This is a genomic window from Halococcus dombrowskii (assembly GCF_022870485.1).
Lineage (GTDB): Archaea > Halobacteriota > Halobacteria > Halobacteriales > Halococcaceae > Halococcus > Halococcus morrhuae.
Genome location: NZ_CP095009.1, coordinates 219,129 through 234,220 on the forward strand (window position 1 = coordinate 219,129; position 15,092 = coordinate 234,220).

The 15,092-nt window shown below is 58.4% G+C and carries 14 protein-coding genes; 9 read left to right on the forward strand and 5 right to left on the reverse strand.

The window, feature by feature from the left end:
* Positions 1 to 526: 526 nt before the first annotated feature.
* Together MUK72_RS19150 and MUK72_RS19155 are read right to left on the reverse strand one after the other, a co-directional pair.
* Positions 527 to 1,582, reverse strand: a complete 1,056-nt coding sequence (locus tag MUK72_RS19150; protein ID WP_244706766.1) for a TrmB family transcriptional regulator sugar-binding domain-containing protein — start codon at positions 1,580 to 1,582, stop codon at positions 527 to 529.
* Between the two features lie 38 nt (positions 1,583 to 1,620).
* On the reverse strand, positions 1,621 to 3,618 hold the full coding sequence (locus MUK72_RS19155) for a DUF7997 domain-containing protein (protein WP_483306173.1): 1,998 nt from the start codon (positions 3,616 to 3,618) through the stop codon (positions 1,621 to 1,623).
* A gap of 98 nt (positions 3,619 to 3,716) precedes the next feature.
* Here MUK72_RS19155 and MUK72_RS19165 point away from each other — a divergent pair, with 98 nt between their 5' ends.
* The 5 genes from MUK72_RS19165 to MUK72_RS19185 all read left to right on the forward strand — a co-directional run bounded on the left by MUK72_RS19165 (position 3,717) and on the right by MUK72_RS19185 (position 8,695).
* Positions 3,717 to 5,213: an extracellular solute-binding protein gene (locus MUK72_RS19165; protein ID WP_244706772.1), complete on the forward strand. Its 1,497-nt coding sequence runs from the start codon at positions 3,717 to 3,719 to the stop codon at positions 5,211 to 5,213.
* A gap of 76 nt (positions 5,214 to 5,289) precedes the next feature.
* Complete coding sequence (locus MUK72_RS19170; protein ID WP_244706774.1) at positions 5,290 to 6,282, forward strand: carbohydrate ABC transporter permease; 993 nt, start codon at positions 5,290 to 5,292, stop codon at positions 6,280 to 6,282.
* A 1-nt stretch (position 6,283) separates the two neighbouring features.
* Positions 6,284 to 7,297 carry a carbohydrate ABC transporter permease gene (locus MUK72_RS19175; protein WP_244706776.1) on the forward strand — a complete coding sequence of 338 codons (1,014 nt, stop codon included), beginning with the start codon at positions 6,284 to 6,286 and terminating at the stop codon, positions 7,295 to 7,297.
* 4 nt (positions 7,298 to 7,301) lie between these two features.
* Entirely contained in the window at positions 7,302 to 8,486 is a 1,185-nt protein-coding gene (locus tag MUK72_RS19180) for an ABC transporter ATP-binding protein (RefSeq protein ID WP_244706778.1), read from the forward strand.
* A 2-nt stretch (positions 8,487 to 8,488) separates the two neighbouring features.
* A complete protein-coding gene (locus MUK72_RS19185) occupies positions 8,489 to 8,695 on the forward strand; it encodes a DUF8005 family protein (protein ID WP_244706781.1) in 207 nt (68 codons plus the stop codon).
* A gap of 205 nt (positions 8,696 to 8,900) precedes the next feature.
* Here MUK72_RS19185 and MUK72_RS19190 read toward each other — a convergent pair whose 3' ends face one another.
* Together MUK72_RS19190 and MUK72_RS19195 are read right to left on the reverse strand one after the other, a co-directional pair.
* Complete coding sequence (locus tag MUK72_RS19190; RefSeq protein ID WP_244706782.1) at positions 8,901 to 9,293, reverse strand: hypothetical protein; 393 nt, start codon at positions 9,291 to 9,293, stop codon at positions 8,901 to 8,903.
* Between the two features lie 104 nt (positions 9,294 to 9,397).
* Positions 9,398 to 10,543 carry a tyrosine-type recombinase/integrase gene (locus MUK72_RS19195; protein ID WP_244706784.1) on the reverse strand — a complete coding sequence of 382 codons (1,146 nt, stop codon included), beginning with the start codon at positions 10,541 to 10,543 and terminating at the stop codon, positions 9,398 to 9,400.
* 347 nt (positions 10,544 to 10,890) lie between these two features.
* Here MUK72_RS19195 and MUK72_RS19200 point away from each other — a divergent pair, with 347 nt between their 5' ends.
* From MUK72_RS19200 to MUK72_RS19210, 3 genes are all read left to right on the forward strand, one after another.
* Entirely contained in the window at positions 10,891 to 11,469 is a 579-nt protein-coding gene (locus tag MUK72_RS19200) for a TATA-box-binding protein (RefSeq protein ID WP_244706786.1), read from the forward strand.
* A 534-nt stretch (positions 11,470 to 12,003) separates the two neighbouring features.
* Complete coding sequence (locus MUK72_RS19205) at positions 12,004 to 12,360, forward strand: toxin-antitoxin system TumE family protein (RefSeq protein WP_244706788.1); 357 nt, start codon at positions 12,004 to 12,006, stop codon at positions 12,358 to 12,360.
* On the forward strand, positions 12,357 to 12,791 hold the full coding sequence (locus tag MUK72_RS19210) for an HVO_A0114 family putative DNA-binding protein (RefSeq protein WP_244706791.1): 435 nt from the start codon (positions 12,357 to 12,359) through the stop codon (positions 12,789 to 12,791). Before MUK72_RS19205 ends, MUK72_RS19210 begins: the two co-directional genes overlap by 4 nt.
* A 256-nt stretch (positions 12,792 to 13,047) precedes the next feature.
* Here the strand turns inward: MUK72_RS19210 and MUK72_RS19215 are convergent, their stop codons facing one another.
* Entirely contained in the window at positions 13,048 to 13,803 is a 756-nt protein-coding gene (locus tag MUK72_RS19215; protein WP_244706793.1) for a winged helix-turn-helix transcriptional regulator, read from the reverse strand.
* Between the two features lie 367 nt (positions 13,804 to 14,170).
* Between MUK72_RS19215 and MUK72_RS19220 the strand changes: the two genes are divergently transcribed.
* Positions 14,171 to 15,091 carry a universal stress protein gene (locus MUK72_RS19220; protein ID WP_244706795.1) on the forward strand — a complete coding sequence of 307 codons (921 nt, stop codon included), beginning with the start codon at positions 14,171 to 14,173 and terminating at the stop codon, positions 15,089 to 15,091.
* Position 15,092 lies beyond the last annotated feature (1 nt).

A 15,092-nucleotide genomic window follows, 5' to 3' on the forward strand; every position in this document is an offset into this window, starting at 1 on the left:
TCGTCAGTAGGCAGCATTCCAAGGGAGTTGAGCGTGCCCGTTTCTTAGCCTCGGCGGGAGACCCACTGAGATTGTGTTCCCGATTCCGTCGGTAGTCACCGATCTCGTTGCTTTTGATTAGGCGAGTGGATCGTCGTCAAGTACGCTGTCGGGGCGTACTCGGGGTTAGAGAGCTAAGAACGAGTAAACAAGTAATGTAAAACAAATATTATACGAACTCCTCCTCATTCCGTTCAAGAACCGGCTTCGATTCCAGCCACAGTTATCCGATTTGTCGCTCACCTAAAGACAAATGGAGTTCAATCATTGCGCAGACCACTCTCCGCAGCGAGTACGTCCGGATCGTAACGAACTGCTTGGCAAGATTCTCACACTATCGGGCAAGCAGTCGTTTCGATCGTATATCGAAGAGGATGTCCAATTCTCCACAAATCCCACGAAATCAGTAGAGAGGATAGTTGAAAACGACGTCAGCTAGGCTGCAACAAGGCAAATCATGTCCAGCGAAGGAACGACGACTGGGGATTCAGGACTCGCCCGCGGGGTGAAGCGTGACGTCCGTCGCCTCATAGTCTTCGAGGAAGGTGCGGGGACCGCCGACCTCGAATTGGTGGTCATCCGACCCGAGGACAAGGGATTCCTGCGTCGGCAGGTCGTTCGAGTACGGGCGAACGAGGCTCTGTTTCACGTCGACGACGGGTTCGGTAATCGTCTCGAAGGGATCGGTTGTCTGGGGAGGTCTGACCGACAGTTCGGCTTCAATCGCACGGTCTTGGGCCCGGTGGAGCGCCACGTCGAAGATCGCGTGGCGGAAACTGTCGTAGGCCTTCGGGAGCGTCCCTGCGTCTGCGACGTATTCCTGGGTGCCCATCTGCCAGTGATTCGCAATAAACGAGTCGAACAGCGCGGAGACGATATGGGTTTCCGCGTGGTAGATGGCGTACTCGTTCGAGTTCGAGTCCAGTACCGCGTCGGCCGAAGCGACCACGCCGTCCGACCGGTCGGTCGTGAGCATGACGGGCGCCGGCGCGTCCCAGCTCTGGACGATAGTGGCGAGTGAGTCGTCGACGGAGAATTCGTCGCCATACTCGGTGATTAGCAGCATACAGAACGTCTCCCGGCCACACGCCGACCGGAGTGACTCCTCAACGGCCTCAAGAGCGGACGCTGGGAGCGAGAGGACGATCTCAGACTCAGCGGATCCGATCAGATCGTTTAGCTTACCTAGGATGGTCTGACGCGCTTTGATGATGCTGAACGTCTCCTGCTCGTAGTTCTCGGTGTCGAAGATGCTCTCTAGTTCCGCTTCGATAGTGGACAACTGCGAGACGAGGTTTTCGATGCCCTGTGAGGGCGGCAACGCCCGTATCTGCGTTGGGACAATGTGGTCGTCGATCTCGATCAGGTTCTTGGCTTCGAGTTTATCCACGACATCGTAGGTGTAGCTTTTGGAGAGGTCCGCCTCCTCTGAGACGACGCTGATCTGCGTGTTTCCGTTCCTGAGTATCGACAGATACGCGAGTGCTTCCTTATCCGAGAGGCCGAATCGCGTGAGGCGGTCGATGATGTCGTCTTCGTTCATTGTGTCGGTGGTGTGGTAGCGATGGTTGGCATGGCGTGTTAGGCGTTTCGAGCGTGCCGCGCCGCGAATGTCGCAAGTCGGATGCCATGGGACCAGCCGAGCGGCGTCGCGCTGTCGGGTGAGCCCGTATCGAAGAACTGTTCAGGAAGGTAGCCTGACGGCAGGCATAGAGAGCCGCTGAGGTCGATTTCGGCGAATAGGCGGTCGGACCAGGCTGTGGCGTCGAACGGCTCGTCCGTGTCAGGGAACAGCTCGATGGCCCGTTCGGCGGTGTAGGCGCCCCACCCTGTCGAGACGGTCCACACTTTCCCGCCGTCCTGGGTCTGCTGTCGCCACGTGTCCGCCTCGAATCGGGCCAGGCCACGGATGTCGTCGGTCTCCTTCCAGAGACGGTCGAACGTTGTGTCAAGGTGACGTTCGAGTCGGCGCAGCCGGTCGTCGTCCACGTCGGCGATCCGCTCGTAGACGAGGTGGGCGTCGATCAGCGAGAACGTCGTACTGTCGGCGCGCCCGTCCAGCTCGCCGTCGACTGACCGGCGTGCGTAGATTCCCTTGTCTGGGAGCCACATCGTGTCTAGTGCCGCATCGATTCGCCGGGTCCGCTCGGCCGCGTGGTTCCTCACCGTCGGGTGGCACGGCGCAGTCGCGATCACACTGTAGGCATGGAGGAAGCTAGCAGCCGTGTGGATGAACCGTCCGTCCATGTTCTCCCACGCGTTCTCGCAGGCCAGCGGGAGTCCATCCGTCGCCAGGGACCGGTCCAGCCCGCCGACGCCGCGCGCGAGCGCATTCCGTATCTCTGTGCGGGTCGGCTCCGGGATTGCGTCGTGATACGCCGACAGGTACGCCGCGAGGAAGACGAGCGCGCTTGCCGTCTGGTCGGCCTGATAATGCGTCTCGTTGCCCTCGACGTGGCCATTGGCCCAACCGGGGGCTAGGCGACCGTTCATCGGCCACACACGATGGGGCCAGCGGCCGTCGTCGAGCTGGGTCGCCAGGTAGAACGCGGCACTTTTTCGGTGGGTATCCGCCAGTCCGAGGCCGAGTTCGCCGTCGGCCTTCAGGAGGAATCGTGCGATCTCGGCATCGTCCCGGAACCACGTGTAGCCGTAGCCGCCGGAGTACTGGTAGTAGGGGTCGAATTCGGGGCCGGCGATACGGGCGCCCGTCGGTGCGGACAGCAATCGAAGCACCCGGAGATCCGTATTGACGAGTTCGTCAGGGGTATCGACGTGTGGGAACGTCTCGTGCGCAGCCGCGCGGACGTCGGCGGGGGAACCGTGGCGCCGCGTCAGGTCCGCGAGTGCGGCGAGGCTGTCCGAACGGGGTTCGTCCTCGATGTCGGCTAGTCGGGTCACAACGGTCGTCTTCCCGTCCTCGACGGCAGCGCGGAAGCTGACACCGCCAGTGAGCCGGCTCCCTTCATAATCGTCAGTCTCGCTGGAGTGGCGCGGCGACCGCGACGTTTCGGCAAGGACTTCCCCGAACTGCGCCGACTGCTCGGGCGTGATCGCCGACAGTTCTGTCGATGCGCAGAGGTAGTCATGTTCCCGGTTGTGGTACACCTCAACGACCTCGTCATCGTGGATCAGCTGTCCGACGCGCCCTTCCTGGCCATCCGGAAAGAACTCCACAAATCCGACGACCGACAGATCGTCCGGCCAATCGCCAGTCAGTTCGAACAAGGTCGAGTGAGAACACCCGACAGAGATGTCGCGCTGGACGATGTCAAATTCATCGAAGCGATGGACGGTCTCGACGAGCGCGGTATTCCCGTGATAGCGCTGCATGGTGTCGTCGAGGTCGTCGAACCAGCGGACCGTCCCCCCGAAACGTACGCCGAATCGCAAGGCGGTGATCCCGTGGAGCCCGGACAGTGGATACGAGTAGTCCCGGACGGCGCCGGCAGGGGTGACATGAACAAGACGGCGTTCAGAGCCGGCGAACAGCCCGGAATGAGTGCGCCGTTCGCCCGGGAACAGCTCTGGGTCGCCTTCGGCCCGTTTGTAATCTGCCAGTGAGCGGCGAAATGCCATACGCCGAGTTATCCCTGTGGCTTAGTAAAGTTTCTTGTGATAAAACAACCCATCTCCCTAAGCTATAAGTCACTGTACACTCCCTAACAAAGAGAGAGATGACGTCAGAGAACTCCGGGACCAATCGAGAGGGAAGCAAAGTCTCGCGCCGTCGGTTCATCGTTGGAGCCAGCGCGTCCGGTCTAGCGACCGGGCTCGCAGGGTGTTCGACACTGCTTGGCGGCGGCGACAGCATCGGCAATTCAACCAACGGAACGCAGACCGGCAACGCCGACGGCGGAACAACCACCGTGACCTGGGGATTCGACGCGACGGTCGCACAGGACCACGCCAACCAGATCCGCGATGCGCTCCACAACGAGGGTGGACTGTCGGCCGACATTAATGTCCAATTTGAGCAGGGCCAGCCCGATACCGGCAAACGGCGGGCAAGCTACAATCGATTACTCAGCGCGGGCGAGACCTCGCCCGACATGTTCCTGATGGACAACGGCTGGGTGAATATCTTCACCCAGCGCGGACAGCTCCAGAACCTCACGGAGTTACTCACCGACAAGCAGTTGACCACCATAGACGAGGAATATTTCAGTGCGTTCACTGATACGGCAATCGACCCGTCAAGTGGCGACCTCTACGGTGTCCCGCTCTACCCCGACTACCCGACGATGCTCTACCGGAAGGATCTCGTTGAGGCGGCAGGGTACAACCCGGAGGGGAACAACTGGGCGACGGAGCCGCTCACTTGGAAGGAGTGGTCGAACATCGCGGCTGACACCTACGACAATGCAGATGTCGACTACGGCTTCACGACGCAGTGGGACATCTACCCGGGGACTGCCTGCTGTACGTTCAACGAGGTGATGTCCTCGTGGGGGGGCGCCTACTTTGGCGGCCGCGAGAACCTCTTCGGCCCCGTCGGCGATCGGCCGATTACCGTCAACTCCGAGCCCGTTATCCAGTCGCTGGACATGATGCGGAAGTTCGTCCACGACGAGGACTTCGATCACCTCCAGGGCTACGGTGGGGGCTTCGTTCCGACCGACATCCTCGGCTGGATCGAGGACGCTTCGTTGGCACCATTCACGAACGGGAACGCCGTCTTCCATCGGAACTGGCCGTTCGCGATCAACGCAGCCGCGTCGGAGTTCGGCGATGACCTCGGCTCGATGCCGATCCCGTACGCCGTCCCCGAAAGTGAGGCCCAGTTTCAGGGAACCGGAGGAACGACCTCCGCTCTCGGTGGCTGGCACATCACGGCTAACCCTAATAGCCAGAACTTAGACGCGGTTGCACAGGTGATGGACGCGACGATGCAGGAGGAGTTCCAACTGTTCCTCCTGGAGATAGAGGGATGGCTGCCACCGCGTAGTGACCTGTTCACCTCCAAGGAGGCAAGAAGCATTGATCCGATGGGCAACTACATGGACACGCTCCAGGTCGCTGGTGAGAACACAATGCCACGGCCGGTCACGCCCGTCTGGTCCGATGAGGCCAGCGCCATCGCCGAGCAAGCTAACGCCGCTGTTAACCAGGATCGGTCCTCGGCGGATGCCATGGCTGCGCTCGAATCAACGCTCTCGAACATCGAAGGATAGCGTGACAACACCGTATGTGACATGAAAGACACCTCAAAATAATGAATGGATCCAAAGTGAGGCGGGACACACAAACATGACGGCAGAGACGCACAACGAACCGACGCGCGAGTCGCTGCGGTCTAGACTGCTGGTCAGCGTGATGCGGCGGGTAGAGAATTTCAGCGAGACGCAGTACGCGTACTTGTTATTGACGCCGGTATTCATTTTGCTTGGTGTCGTGGCGCTATATCCGCTGTTGCGGACGTTTGAACTGTCGCTATTCGAGACCAGCCTCAATCAAGCCACACAGAAATTCGTTGGACTTGATAACTACGTCCAGCTGTTTACCGGCCAGAAGGATCGATGGCTCCCCGGCAGTTCGACGTTCCTACCGACCGAATTCAGCTTCGACGCGATGATATCGAGCGCCTTGGTCGTGACGATCATCTTCTCCGTCGTGGCGGTGGCGTTTGAGACGGTTATCGGGCTCGGACAGGCGCTCGTCCTTGACCAAGACTTCGCCGGCCGGCGCTGGGTCCGTGCGGCGATAATCATTCCCTGGGCCGTCCCTATCATCATCCAAGGGATGATCTTCTTCCTAATGTTCCACCCCAGCATCGGGTTCTTCGTCGAACCGCTCTCGAATCTAGGCGTGCTCGCGGAGCGTAACACGCTCAACGATCCTGCGAGTGCGCTGTTCATTGTCACCGTCGCTGACATCTGGAAGACATCAGCGTTCATGGCATTGTTGATCCTCGCCGGGCTCCAAAGCATCGACAGGAAACTCTACGATGTCGCGAAGGTGGCGGGGGCGTCGAAGTGGCAGCAGTTCAAGCTGGTCACGCTTCCGCTCATCTTGCCGACCATTGGAATCGCGGTCCTATTCCGCTCTGTCCAGGCGATGCGGATCTACGGCCTTATCGATACGGTCTCTAGCTGTGAAGTCGTCCCGTCGTTATCATGTATGGTCGTCACAACGTTCCTAACCCGGCAAGGGACCTCCGCAGCCATCGCGTTCGTCACCGCAGGTGTCATTGGTATCGCGGTGTCGGCCATCATATACCAGCAGTACAAGGAGGGCATCTGAGATGGCGACAGACCAGTTCAGCGACTCGGACGAACGTGCCGAAACGGAAGGCGGACCGCTTGAGCGATGGACCCAGCAGGCCATTCGGAACCCAGAACGAGTGTACCGCGCGCTGTTCTACGCGGCCATGATCTTCTTCATGGTGACAACGCTGTTCCCGTTCTACTGGCTGCTCGTGCTGGCGCTGACGCCGCAGAATCGGCTGCTGGAGGGAGCATTTCTTCCAGAAGTCGACCTCTTCGGGGCAGCCGTCGGGTTCCCGTTGCCGGTCCCGAAGGGGTTCAACCCCGCTGCGTTCGTCGAGGTCTTCCAGCAGGTGCCGTTCCACCTGTTCATGCTGAACAGTTTCGCGCTCGCGGTGACAACGACAATTATCGTCCTGTTCATCGCCAGCCTCGCCGGGTACGTATTCGGCCGTCTCGAATTCCCCGGCCGGGGCGTCCTGATGCTCGGAATCCTTGCGATTAGCTACTTCCCACCGGCGGCGTTCGTCATCCCGTTGTTCGAAGCGTTCACCGGGAATATTCCCGTCACGCTCCCCTTCACGGAAGTGGCGCTGTTCACGCCGCCGCGACTGCTGAACACGCCCGGGTCAATGGTGATCCCGTTCAGCGCGCTGTTCCTGCCGCTGTCGATTTTCATCTTGACGACGTTCTACAGCCAGATCCCGGACGGATTGGAGGACGCCGCACGTGTTGAGGGAACGTCCCGGATCGGCGCACTCTTCCGGGTCATCATGCCGCTGTCGGCCCCGGGTGTCGCGACCGCGGCTATCCTGACGTTCATCTCCGTCTATAACGAGTACTTCTTCAGTTCGATCATGGCGACCTCGACAGAGGCAGCCAACTGGTCGCCCATCGTCGGCGGTATCCTCAGCTACCAGACTCAGTACACCACTCAGTTCAACCTCATGGCGGCCGCGAGCATCGTCGGGGTGCTCCCCGTCGTGATACTCGTCATCATCGCTCAGGAACGCATCGTAAGCGGACTGACAGCAGGCGCGCTCAAGGAGTAACCAAATGACACGACTCAAACTAGAACACGTCACGAAACGGTACGACGATGTCGTCGCGGTCGACGACATGAACCTGGACATCGCCGACGGCGAGTTCGTCACGCTGGTCGGGCCCTCGGGCTGTGGGAAGTCGACCACGATGGAGACGATCGCCGGACTGACCACACCCACCGAGGGCACCATTACCATCGGTGACCGCGAGGTGACGGACCTGCCGCCGAAGGATCGGGGCGTGGCGATGGTGTTTCAGAACATCGCGCTGTTTCCCCACATGGACGTCTACGACAACATCAGCTTCGGGCTGCGGCTCCGGGATTTCGACACCGAGGAGGTCGATCGCCGGGTCGAGAACGCGACCGAGATCGTCCAGATGGGGGGGATGCTCGACCGGGACCCCGACGAACTCTCGGGCGGTCAACGCCAGCGAGTTGCGATCGCGCGCGCGATCGTCCGCGAGCCCGACGCCTTCCTGATGGACGAGCCGCTGGCGAACCTCGATGCGAAGCTCCGGGTCCACATGCGGACCGAGCTCCAGCGCCTCCACAAACAGCTCGACACCACGATCATCTACGTCACCCACGATCAGGCCGAGGCGATGACGATGTCCGACCGGATCGCGGTGATCGACGGTGGGAAGCTCCAGCAGATCGACCCGCCGCTGACCTGCTACAACCAGCCGTCGAACCTGTTCGTCGCGGGCTTCATCGGCTCGCCGAGCATGAACTTCGTCGAGGCGACGGTCACCGAGTCGGGGTTGGAGTCCTCCTACTTCGATCTCGCGTTCGACCCCGCCCCGTTCGATTCCGTCCGCATCGAGGACGCCGTGACAGTCGGCGTCAGGCCGGAGGATGTCTATCCGGTGACGGACGTGGAGTCTGTACCGAGCCCATCCAGAGATATCGAGGCGACTACCGACGTGCTAGAACCGATGGGCGACGAGATATTCACCTACCTGTTGCTCGGCGAGGGGAAAACATCGATGGCCCAAGAGGCGACGAAGACCGACCAGCTACTGATGAGCAACGATCCCAACGCGGATATCCAGGAAGACCAAGAAATCGACGTGGTCCTAGACCGCCATAAAGTCCACTTGTTCGACACCGCGAGCGGGGAAGCAATCACCCACGGCATCGTCGCTCCGCCGGGGGTCGACAGGGCGGTTGGCTCGCCGGTCGAAACCAATGACTGACCATGGCGGCTGAAACCGTCGCACTCGTCTACTGGGGCGGGCTGGTGGTCCTCTTTTTCTTCTGGGCCTACGGTATCGTCTCGTTCCTGCTCGATATCAAAAACAAGATTGTTCCCGGGATCGTCCAGTACAGACGTGGCCGACGACAACTCGAACCCGAGCAGGCCGAGAAGTCGGAGCGTGAGGAACAGGAACGAGAGCTGTACTGACTGAACGGGTTTAGGTAGCCCGACGATTCCCACCCGTTCGCCCTGTCGAGGGCTGATCAAAGATCATCCAAACGGAGGGGGAGACCCCATGAGAATCCCGCTAGAGCTATTGTAGCGTGAAGTGCATCTGGAATCCCCTAATTGCCACTATAATCACCTACACTACTATCCTGAGCCCCCCACTTAGTCGATGGAAAACCGTCCGTCAGGCTACCTCGGAGCGGTCACCGCCAGCACGTTGCGACTGGCGACTGACGGGCTGCACCCTTGCGACGACCGCACTCGCTATCCCGGCGACGGCGACGAGTCCGCCACAAACCATGTTGCTTGTTGTGAGCCCCAACACGAGACCGAAGACGATCGGAGAAAGGGCGATGACGATGCCGAGGAGTGCTCCGCCCAAGGCAGCCGACATTGAGGGGACCGTCCCAGAGGTGAGCCGATAGGCTGTGTGGCCGAGCACGAGCGCCGCGAACTCCCCCAGTAGAACGTTTGTGAGCGCTTGCGCGTGGTCGGGTTGCCAGATCGCCGGCGCGATGACGGTCCAGCCCGCAGCGACCGTTGCAAGGATAGCTGCCCACTTGACAAATTGTCGCATCGATCTATCTCGTGTTTTCTGCGCCTTCCCACTAAACCTTTGCTACCGTCTGGAGCGTGTCATAGGGTTCATGGCCAAATTATGAGAGTGATCCGTGTCTATCCTTACTCGCTGCTGCCTCCACCTTGCTGATCCACTTCTTGGAATGCGTTGGTCATCTGATCGGCGAGTTCTCCGGCTTCGATGTGCGAGTAGTGCTCGCGAACGACCTCTTCGGAGTTGTCGAGCGCCCTGGCAGCTGCTGCATGGCCTGACGTACGTACGAGAACCTCACCAGCACCGCGCCGGGCACCATGGGGCATCAGGTACTCCCCACCGTCATCGAGTTCTATTCCTACCTCCCCGCAGAGCCGTTTGAGGATGTGTCGGCCGGCGTCGGTCGTTATCGAGGGTGGTTCGATGTCATACTCGACGCAGACCTCGATCAATGAGCGGCCGGCGCGCATCTCCTCAATCTCCGTATCGGTGTATCCACGGATATCCAGTTCGTTCATCACCCGTTGAGAGAGCGTCGGTCGATGAAACGAGGGAAACACTGGCCAGCTCTCGCTCGGTGCATCCAGTACCTTCCGGTAGATCTGTAGCGGGTGGATTACCGGCTGAGGAAGCCCTCGATCGTCGAGGCGCTGCTTTTTCGCGAAAACCGTCGCATAGCGATCCTCAAGATGGACGTCTTCCCACCGGAGTCCTTGACGTCGCTCGTCGCTCCGGTCTCGAAGAATCTCCGCACCACGTACGCCGGAATACGAGAGGAGATAGACGAGCGCACGGTCGCGGCAGGCTTTGATTGCGGCCTCCCGGTCCTCACCGACGTCATCGATCGCGGTGCTGGCCTGCTCGTCGACGAAGGAAGTGAGCTGCTGACGATCCTCGGCGGACCAGGCTTGCTGCTCGCCGCTCTTGTGACCGCCGTCGTCGGGAATCGGTTCGGTCGCATTACGGCGCTGAGCGACGTTCTCAGCGAGATGTCCTTCGCGGACAGCCCAGCCACAGAACGCCGAGACGTACGCGTAGTAGGTACGTACTGTGCCCGCAGTCCAGCCCTGCCGAGTGAGGTGACGGGCATATTCGCGGAGGTGGCCCGAGTCCAACTCGTCGAACGATGTCGGGCTCTCCTCGTGGCCGGTGAGGAATTCGACGAATCGATCGAGCTCTCGACCTGCGTCCTGACGGTAGTTCCCGCTCTCGCCGCGCTGGCCTTTGCCCTTGTCCGTCAGGAAGTCCTCGGTGACCGCATCGATCCGTACCACGCTACGTGCCTCCGGAGCGTTCGCTGGCTCGAGCACTGTTTTCGGGGCGGGTAACCGTGGTTCTGGGTCGTTGCATCTGGTGTGCTGTGCCAGAGGGCGGGGCTTCGGATAAATCTACGTGTCCTTATTGGACTAAGCACGAGTAAACACCTATTCCGCTCAAACCCCCGAATACGCCACACATAGGCCGTGATATGGACATATTGCCATCTATAAACTGCATGTCGAGATATGGATATTTTTGTCAAAATGTTTTCATTTGGTTCCGATTTTGCGAACTGGACGCACTTCGCCGTCCTGGAATCGTTTTTATGACCGCTCTCCATTGGACCGGATGTGACCTATCTATGAGCGACCACGAGGAAGTCACTGACCCGAAGGAGACGCTCGAAATCCAGAACGTGGTCGCTTCAACAGCCGTGGGCCAGGAACTCAATCTGGAATCGGTCGCAATGGATCTCGAAGGAGCGGATTTTGACCGTGAGCAGTTCCCTGGAGTGGTCTACCAGGTACAGGAGCCAGATGCAGTAGCACTGATTTTCCGGTCGGGAAAGATCGTCTGTACAGGTGCGGGGTCTGTTCCAGCCGTTCACGAAGCACTTGCAGTCGTCTTTGAGATACTTTGCGACCTGGGAATCGACGTGGGTGACAATCCTGATATCGAGGTCCAGAACATCGTGACGAGTGGTGATCTCGGTGAGACTCTGAACCTGAATGCGATTGCGATCGGTCTTGGTCTCGAAGATGTCGAATACGAACCAGAGCAGTTCCCCGGACTCGTCCACCGCCTTGACGAGCCTGATGTCGTCGTATTGCTCTTTGGATCGGGCAAGTTCGTCATTGTGGGTGGAGAAGTACCTGCAGACGCGGAAGCGGCGACAGAGGTGATCATCTCCAAACTCACAGATCTCGGTCTCTTTCGCTAACCAACTCCTCTAACCCATCTCACCGTTTCCGACGTTGGGCTCTCAGTCACATTCCTGCAACTACAAAAAGACCAGACGCAACTTACAGGCTGTAAATAGAGGCCTGTCTGTTTACAGGGTCCCTATCCGTTTCAGAGGTCGGCTAGCTAGATTTGACACACACAGACCCCTCTGAAATTTAGACTACCAGTATAGATTTCGAGTTCAGTAATGCATGAGCAATCTACCTGCCGGATCTCAGACACATAAATGTGGGTGGGTTTGTTGCAGTCTGCAATGATCCATGTGCTTCATTGCAGGGTGCGCGACCGCGCCAGCCCCATCGAGTAGCAATACACCCCGCTCTCGAAGTGTATGCTCACGGCCAGACCGACTCTCCCCACGTCGTCAAACCCGCGAACAGTGTGTCAGATATTCGATAGGATTGGTATAGCAGGATGTGATTTGCTGTCATCCGACTTCTCTCGTAAGTGCTTTGTGTTGGTATTGAAGCCAACAGTTTTATACTGATGGCATTCAAACCAACAGTAGAGGATGGCCCTGACGCCGACCGATCTCGATGGCTACGCTCGGACCGATGTCTACGAGGATGAGACTCTCATTCGGGTATCGGTTCGGCAGACGACTGATACCGCGTATCCGTCGGGGTGGCGGTACACGCTCCACTATGGTGCGCTCACTCCCTACCCACCGGAAACGCTGGACGATGGAACCATTCGGCGCTACGACAACGCTCATGAAGACACGAGAGGCCACGATCTTCATGTTGCGCCCGATCCTGACCCGGAGATCATCCAATTTCCGGGCATGATCGATCTCTACGAACGGTTCTGGTCGGAGGTTCCAAAGCCGAGGTTCGGGCCATCCGACGATGGAGGAGAATCATCATGACCACCGACACCAACGCTGACAACCGCGACGTGCTCGTGATCACCGTCCGTCAGGACGACGAGAGTCTCTACGAGGAGGGACGCGATGCAATTGAGGCGCTTAACCGTGGCGAGACAGTCGAACAACCCGACAGTGTGACGTTCCCCAATGAGACGATGCTCGCCCAGACATTCACCGAGCGAACGCTGGGGCTGTTGCGAGTCATCACTGACGCGGAACCGGAGAGCATCCGTGAAACCGCTCGCCTCGTCGAGCGCGACGTGAAAAACGTCCACGAGGAACTGGCCCGTCTCGAAACGATGGGCGTCATCCATTTCGCGGAGGAAGGCAGGGCGAAACGCCCAGTCTTCCCCTACGACGAACTGGTTATCACAGTGCCGTTCAGGCAACGCCCGAACGATGAAACCGATCCCGCAGTTGCGTCCGGGTGAACAGGGGACTGAGACTGTGGTCGAGAGATGCGGACGTAGATGGTACTGTACAGAATGCGGTCAGGTTCCCTAATCGTACCGTGGTTCAGTATATAAAGAACGGTGGTTTTCTGATCGGTGTCGAAAACTTCTGTTTTTCATGTTAGATGGACATTCTGAGGTGTGAGTATGAATGGTGAAATGAGTTAGATTGGTTGGTAATGAAGGCTGCTCTCAATCTGTGACAGAGTTCTCTCTAAATCGTTGTCACGACGGCTCAATAATCTGCTTGCTCATCAGTGAACAAAGCGAGAAGCTCGTCAGATACACCATCACGTGAGAAGACTGTCGCGAGATCGTCTGCTTGAATAACCGTATCACCCTTAGGCGTGAGTATCTCATTTTCTCGTTCGATAGCAACTACTAGCACGTCCGCACCGATCAATCCGTCATCGTTTGCTTCACGCAGTGTGCGACCGGCGACCGGTGCGTCGACTGAGACGGTGAGCGAGACTACTTCAGCGTTGCCAGCGAGACTCATGAAATCAGCCATTGATTGTTCTGCGAATCCTTCTTCGGGACCGAATGGCTGATAGGGAGTGAAGTATTCGCGCTGGAGCAGCCCCTCGTCAACGATGTCGACGCCGATTTCCGAGAGCGCCCGCCCGACATGCGTGAGGTCGCTCGTATCCGATCCGACAACAGTCACATGGAGGCTTCCCTGCCCGGTCATCAGCTCCCGAACGTTCACGACGCCTGGAACGCGGAGCATCTGCTTTGCAAGCTTGTCGCGGTCTGAAACATCAGTATCGCATACGAGAACGTTCGTCAGAGAACCGTTAGCGTGTTCGTAGTCAATCGATGCGTGATAGCCCTTAATGATCCCACTATCTTCGAGTTGATTGATGCGGTTGCGGATGGTTCCGGCCGAGACGTTGACTTCTTCTGCGATCATCGGGGCGGAGGTATTGCGAGCGTCCTCAGCGAGGTGATACAGAATCCGCTTATCGATCTCGTCGAGCCGGTTCGCCATGCGTAGCGATGGTCCCCGCATCATTATACATGTTTTTCACCTGCTGTCGACCGGGTTCTCTGAACCGCTGTTTCAGTCCACTACGAATTCGCTGTCCAGAGGGACAGTTGTGATGGGTGTTGTCAGCTACTAGTGAATCCCCGTACATTATTTGCCACTGGCCCGTGTTCGAATAGAGAATGTATTGCAGTATGGTTACTGTATCAGTAATAGAGACGGTGTTTTTATAGCGCTTCAGCAACATGGGCGAGTATGTACATCACTCCCGGCCAGAAACCGTGTTCGACTGCGGGACACTGGAACGTTCGTGAAAATTCTCAGATGTATACTCCCGCTCGTTTAGTCGCTAACCATGGGTGATTGAACAGTGAATTCCACACCACGGCATGGAACCAAGCTCTCTGAAGGCCAGTATCGTCTACTCGTTCCCACTTCTACCGAAGACACACCAGAGGACGCAGAACGGCGCTTGCAGACTGCAGCGGCCATTGCTCGCAAACGCGGTGGAGGACTCGTGATAGCCTGTATTACTAAGTTCGCACGACAGACTCCGCTCGATGCTATTCCACCAGATAACCGCGCTCTTGAACAAGCGCATGAGGTGACAGCAGCGTTCGTCGAGACCGCCGGAGAGGCGGGCGCGCCAGCCACAGGTCACATTCATTTGTCACACAAAGAGTCACCGTCAGTCCTCGATGCAGTCGAGAAGTACGACTGCAATGGAGTGCTGCTGACCGTCGAGGCCGGTCGCTCGCAGCGACGACGGCTGCTCAGTGGGGATACAACCGAGAAAGTCGCGTCTCGTGCCGAGTGTGACGTTTTCGTTGAGAAACAATCCGCAGAGGACACACCGATTCAGCAAATCCTTCTCGCAGTGAGTGGTGGTCCGCACTCTGAACTCGCTACAAAAACTGCGCGTGCGATCGCAAGCGATGTGGACGCACGGATTGATGTCGTCCACTTTCTCGATCAGAACGCTACACCTGCCGAACACGAAGACGGAGAGCAAATCATCGAAGCAGCTAAAAACACTCTCTTTGGCGACGGGCAGGTCGAGACCACACTCGAACAGACAGACCACGTTGCTAAAGCGATCATTGATCGTTCCGACGAGTACGACGTAACCGTACTGGGGTCTCCGACGAGTGGCTTGCTCGAACAGTTCGTCTTCGGAACGGTTCCGGATTCAGTTACCCAACAAAGCAAGAACGCAGTAGTGATGGCCCAACACGACACCGGCAGCACGTCGGTGTACGACCGGTGGATTGCGGGTGATCCAATCGAATGAC

Bases quoted from the DNA above. Each gene is read 5' to 3' on its own strand.
- MUK72_RS19170 (WP_244706774.1), top strand. From the start codon at position 5,290: ATGACGGCAGAGACGCACAACGAACCGACGCGCGAGTCGCTGCGGTCT.
- MUK72_RS19155 (WP_483306173.1), bottom strand. From the start codon at position 3,618: ATGGCATTTCGCCGCTCACTGGCAGATTACAAACGGGCCGAAGGCGAC.
- MUK72_RS19165 (WP_244706772.1), top strand. From the start codon at position 3,717: ATGACGTCAGAGAACTCCGGGACCAATCGAGAGGGAAGCAAAGTCTCG.
- MUK72_RS19175 (WP_244706776.1), top strand. From the start codon at position 6,284: ATGGCGACAGACCAGTTCAGCGACTCGGACGAACGTGCCGAAACGGAA.
- MUK72_RS19190 (WP_244706782.1), bottom strand. From the start codon at position 9,293: ATGCGACAATTTGTCAAGTGGGCAGCTATCCTTGCAACGGTCGCTGCG.
- MUK72_RS19215 (WP_244706793.1), bottom strand. From the start codon at position 13,803: ATGGCGAACCGGCTCGACGAGATCGATAAGCGGATTCTGTATCACCTC.
- MUK72_RS19150 (WP_244706766.1), bottom strand. From the start codon at position 1,582: ATGAACGAAGACGACATCATCGACCGCCTCACGCGATTCGGCCTCTCG.
- MUK72_RS19185 (WP_244706781.1), top strand. From the start codon at position 8,489: ATGGCGGCTGAAACCGTCGCACTCGTCTACTGGGGCGGGCTGGTGGTC.
- MUK72_RS19200 (WP_244706786.1), top strand. From the start codon at position 10,891: ATGAGCGACCACGAGGAAGTCACTGACCCGAAGGAGACGCTCGAAATC.
- MUK72_RS19210 (WP_244706791.1), top strand. From the start codon at position 12,357: ATGACCACCGACACCAACGCTGACAACCGCGACGTGCTCGTGATCACC.
- MUK72_RS19180 (WP_244706778.1), top strand. From the start codon at position 7,302: ATGACACGACTCAAACTAGAACACGTCACGAAACGGTACGACGATGTC.
- MUK72_RS19205 (WP_244706788.1), top strand. From the start codon at position 12,004: ATGGCCCTGACGCCGACCGATCTCGATGGCTACGCTCGGACCGATGTC.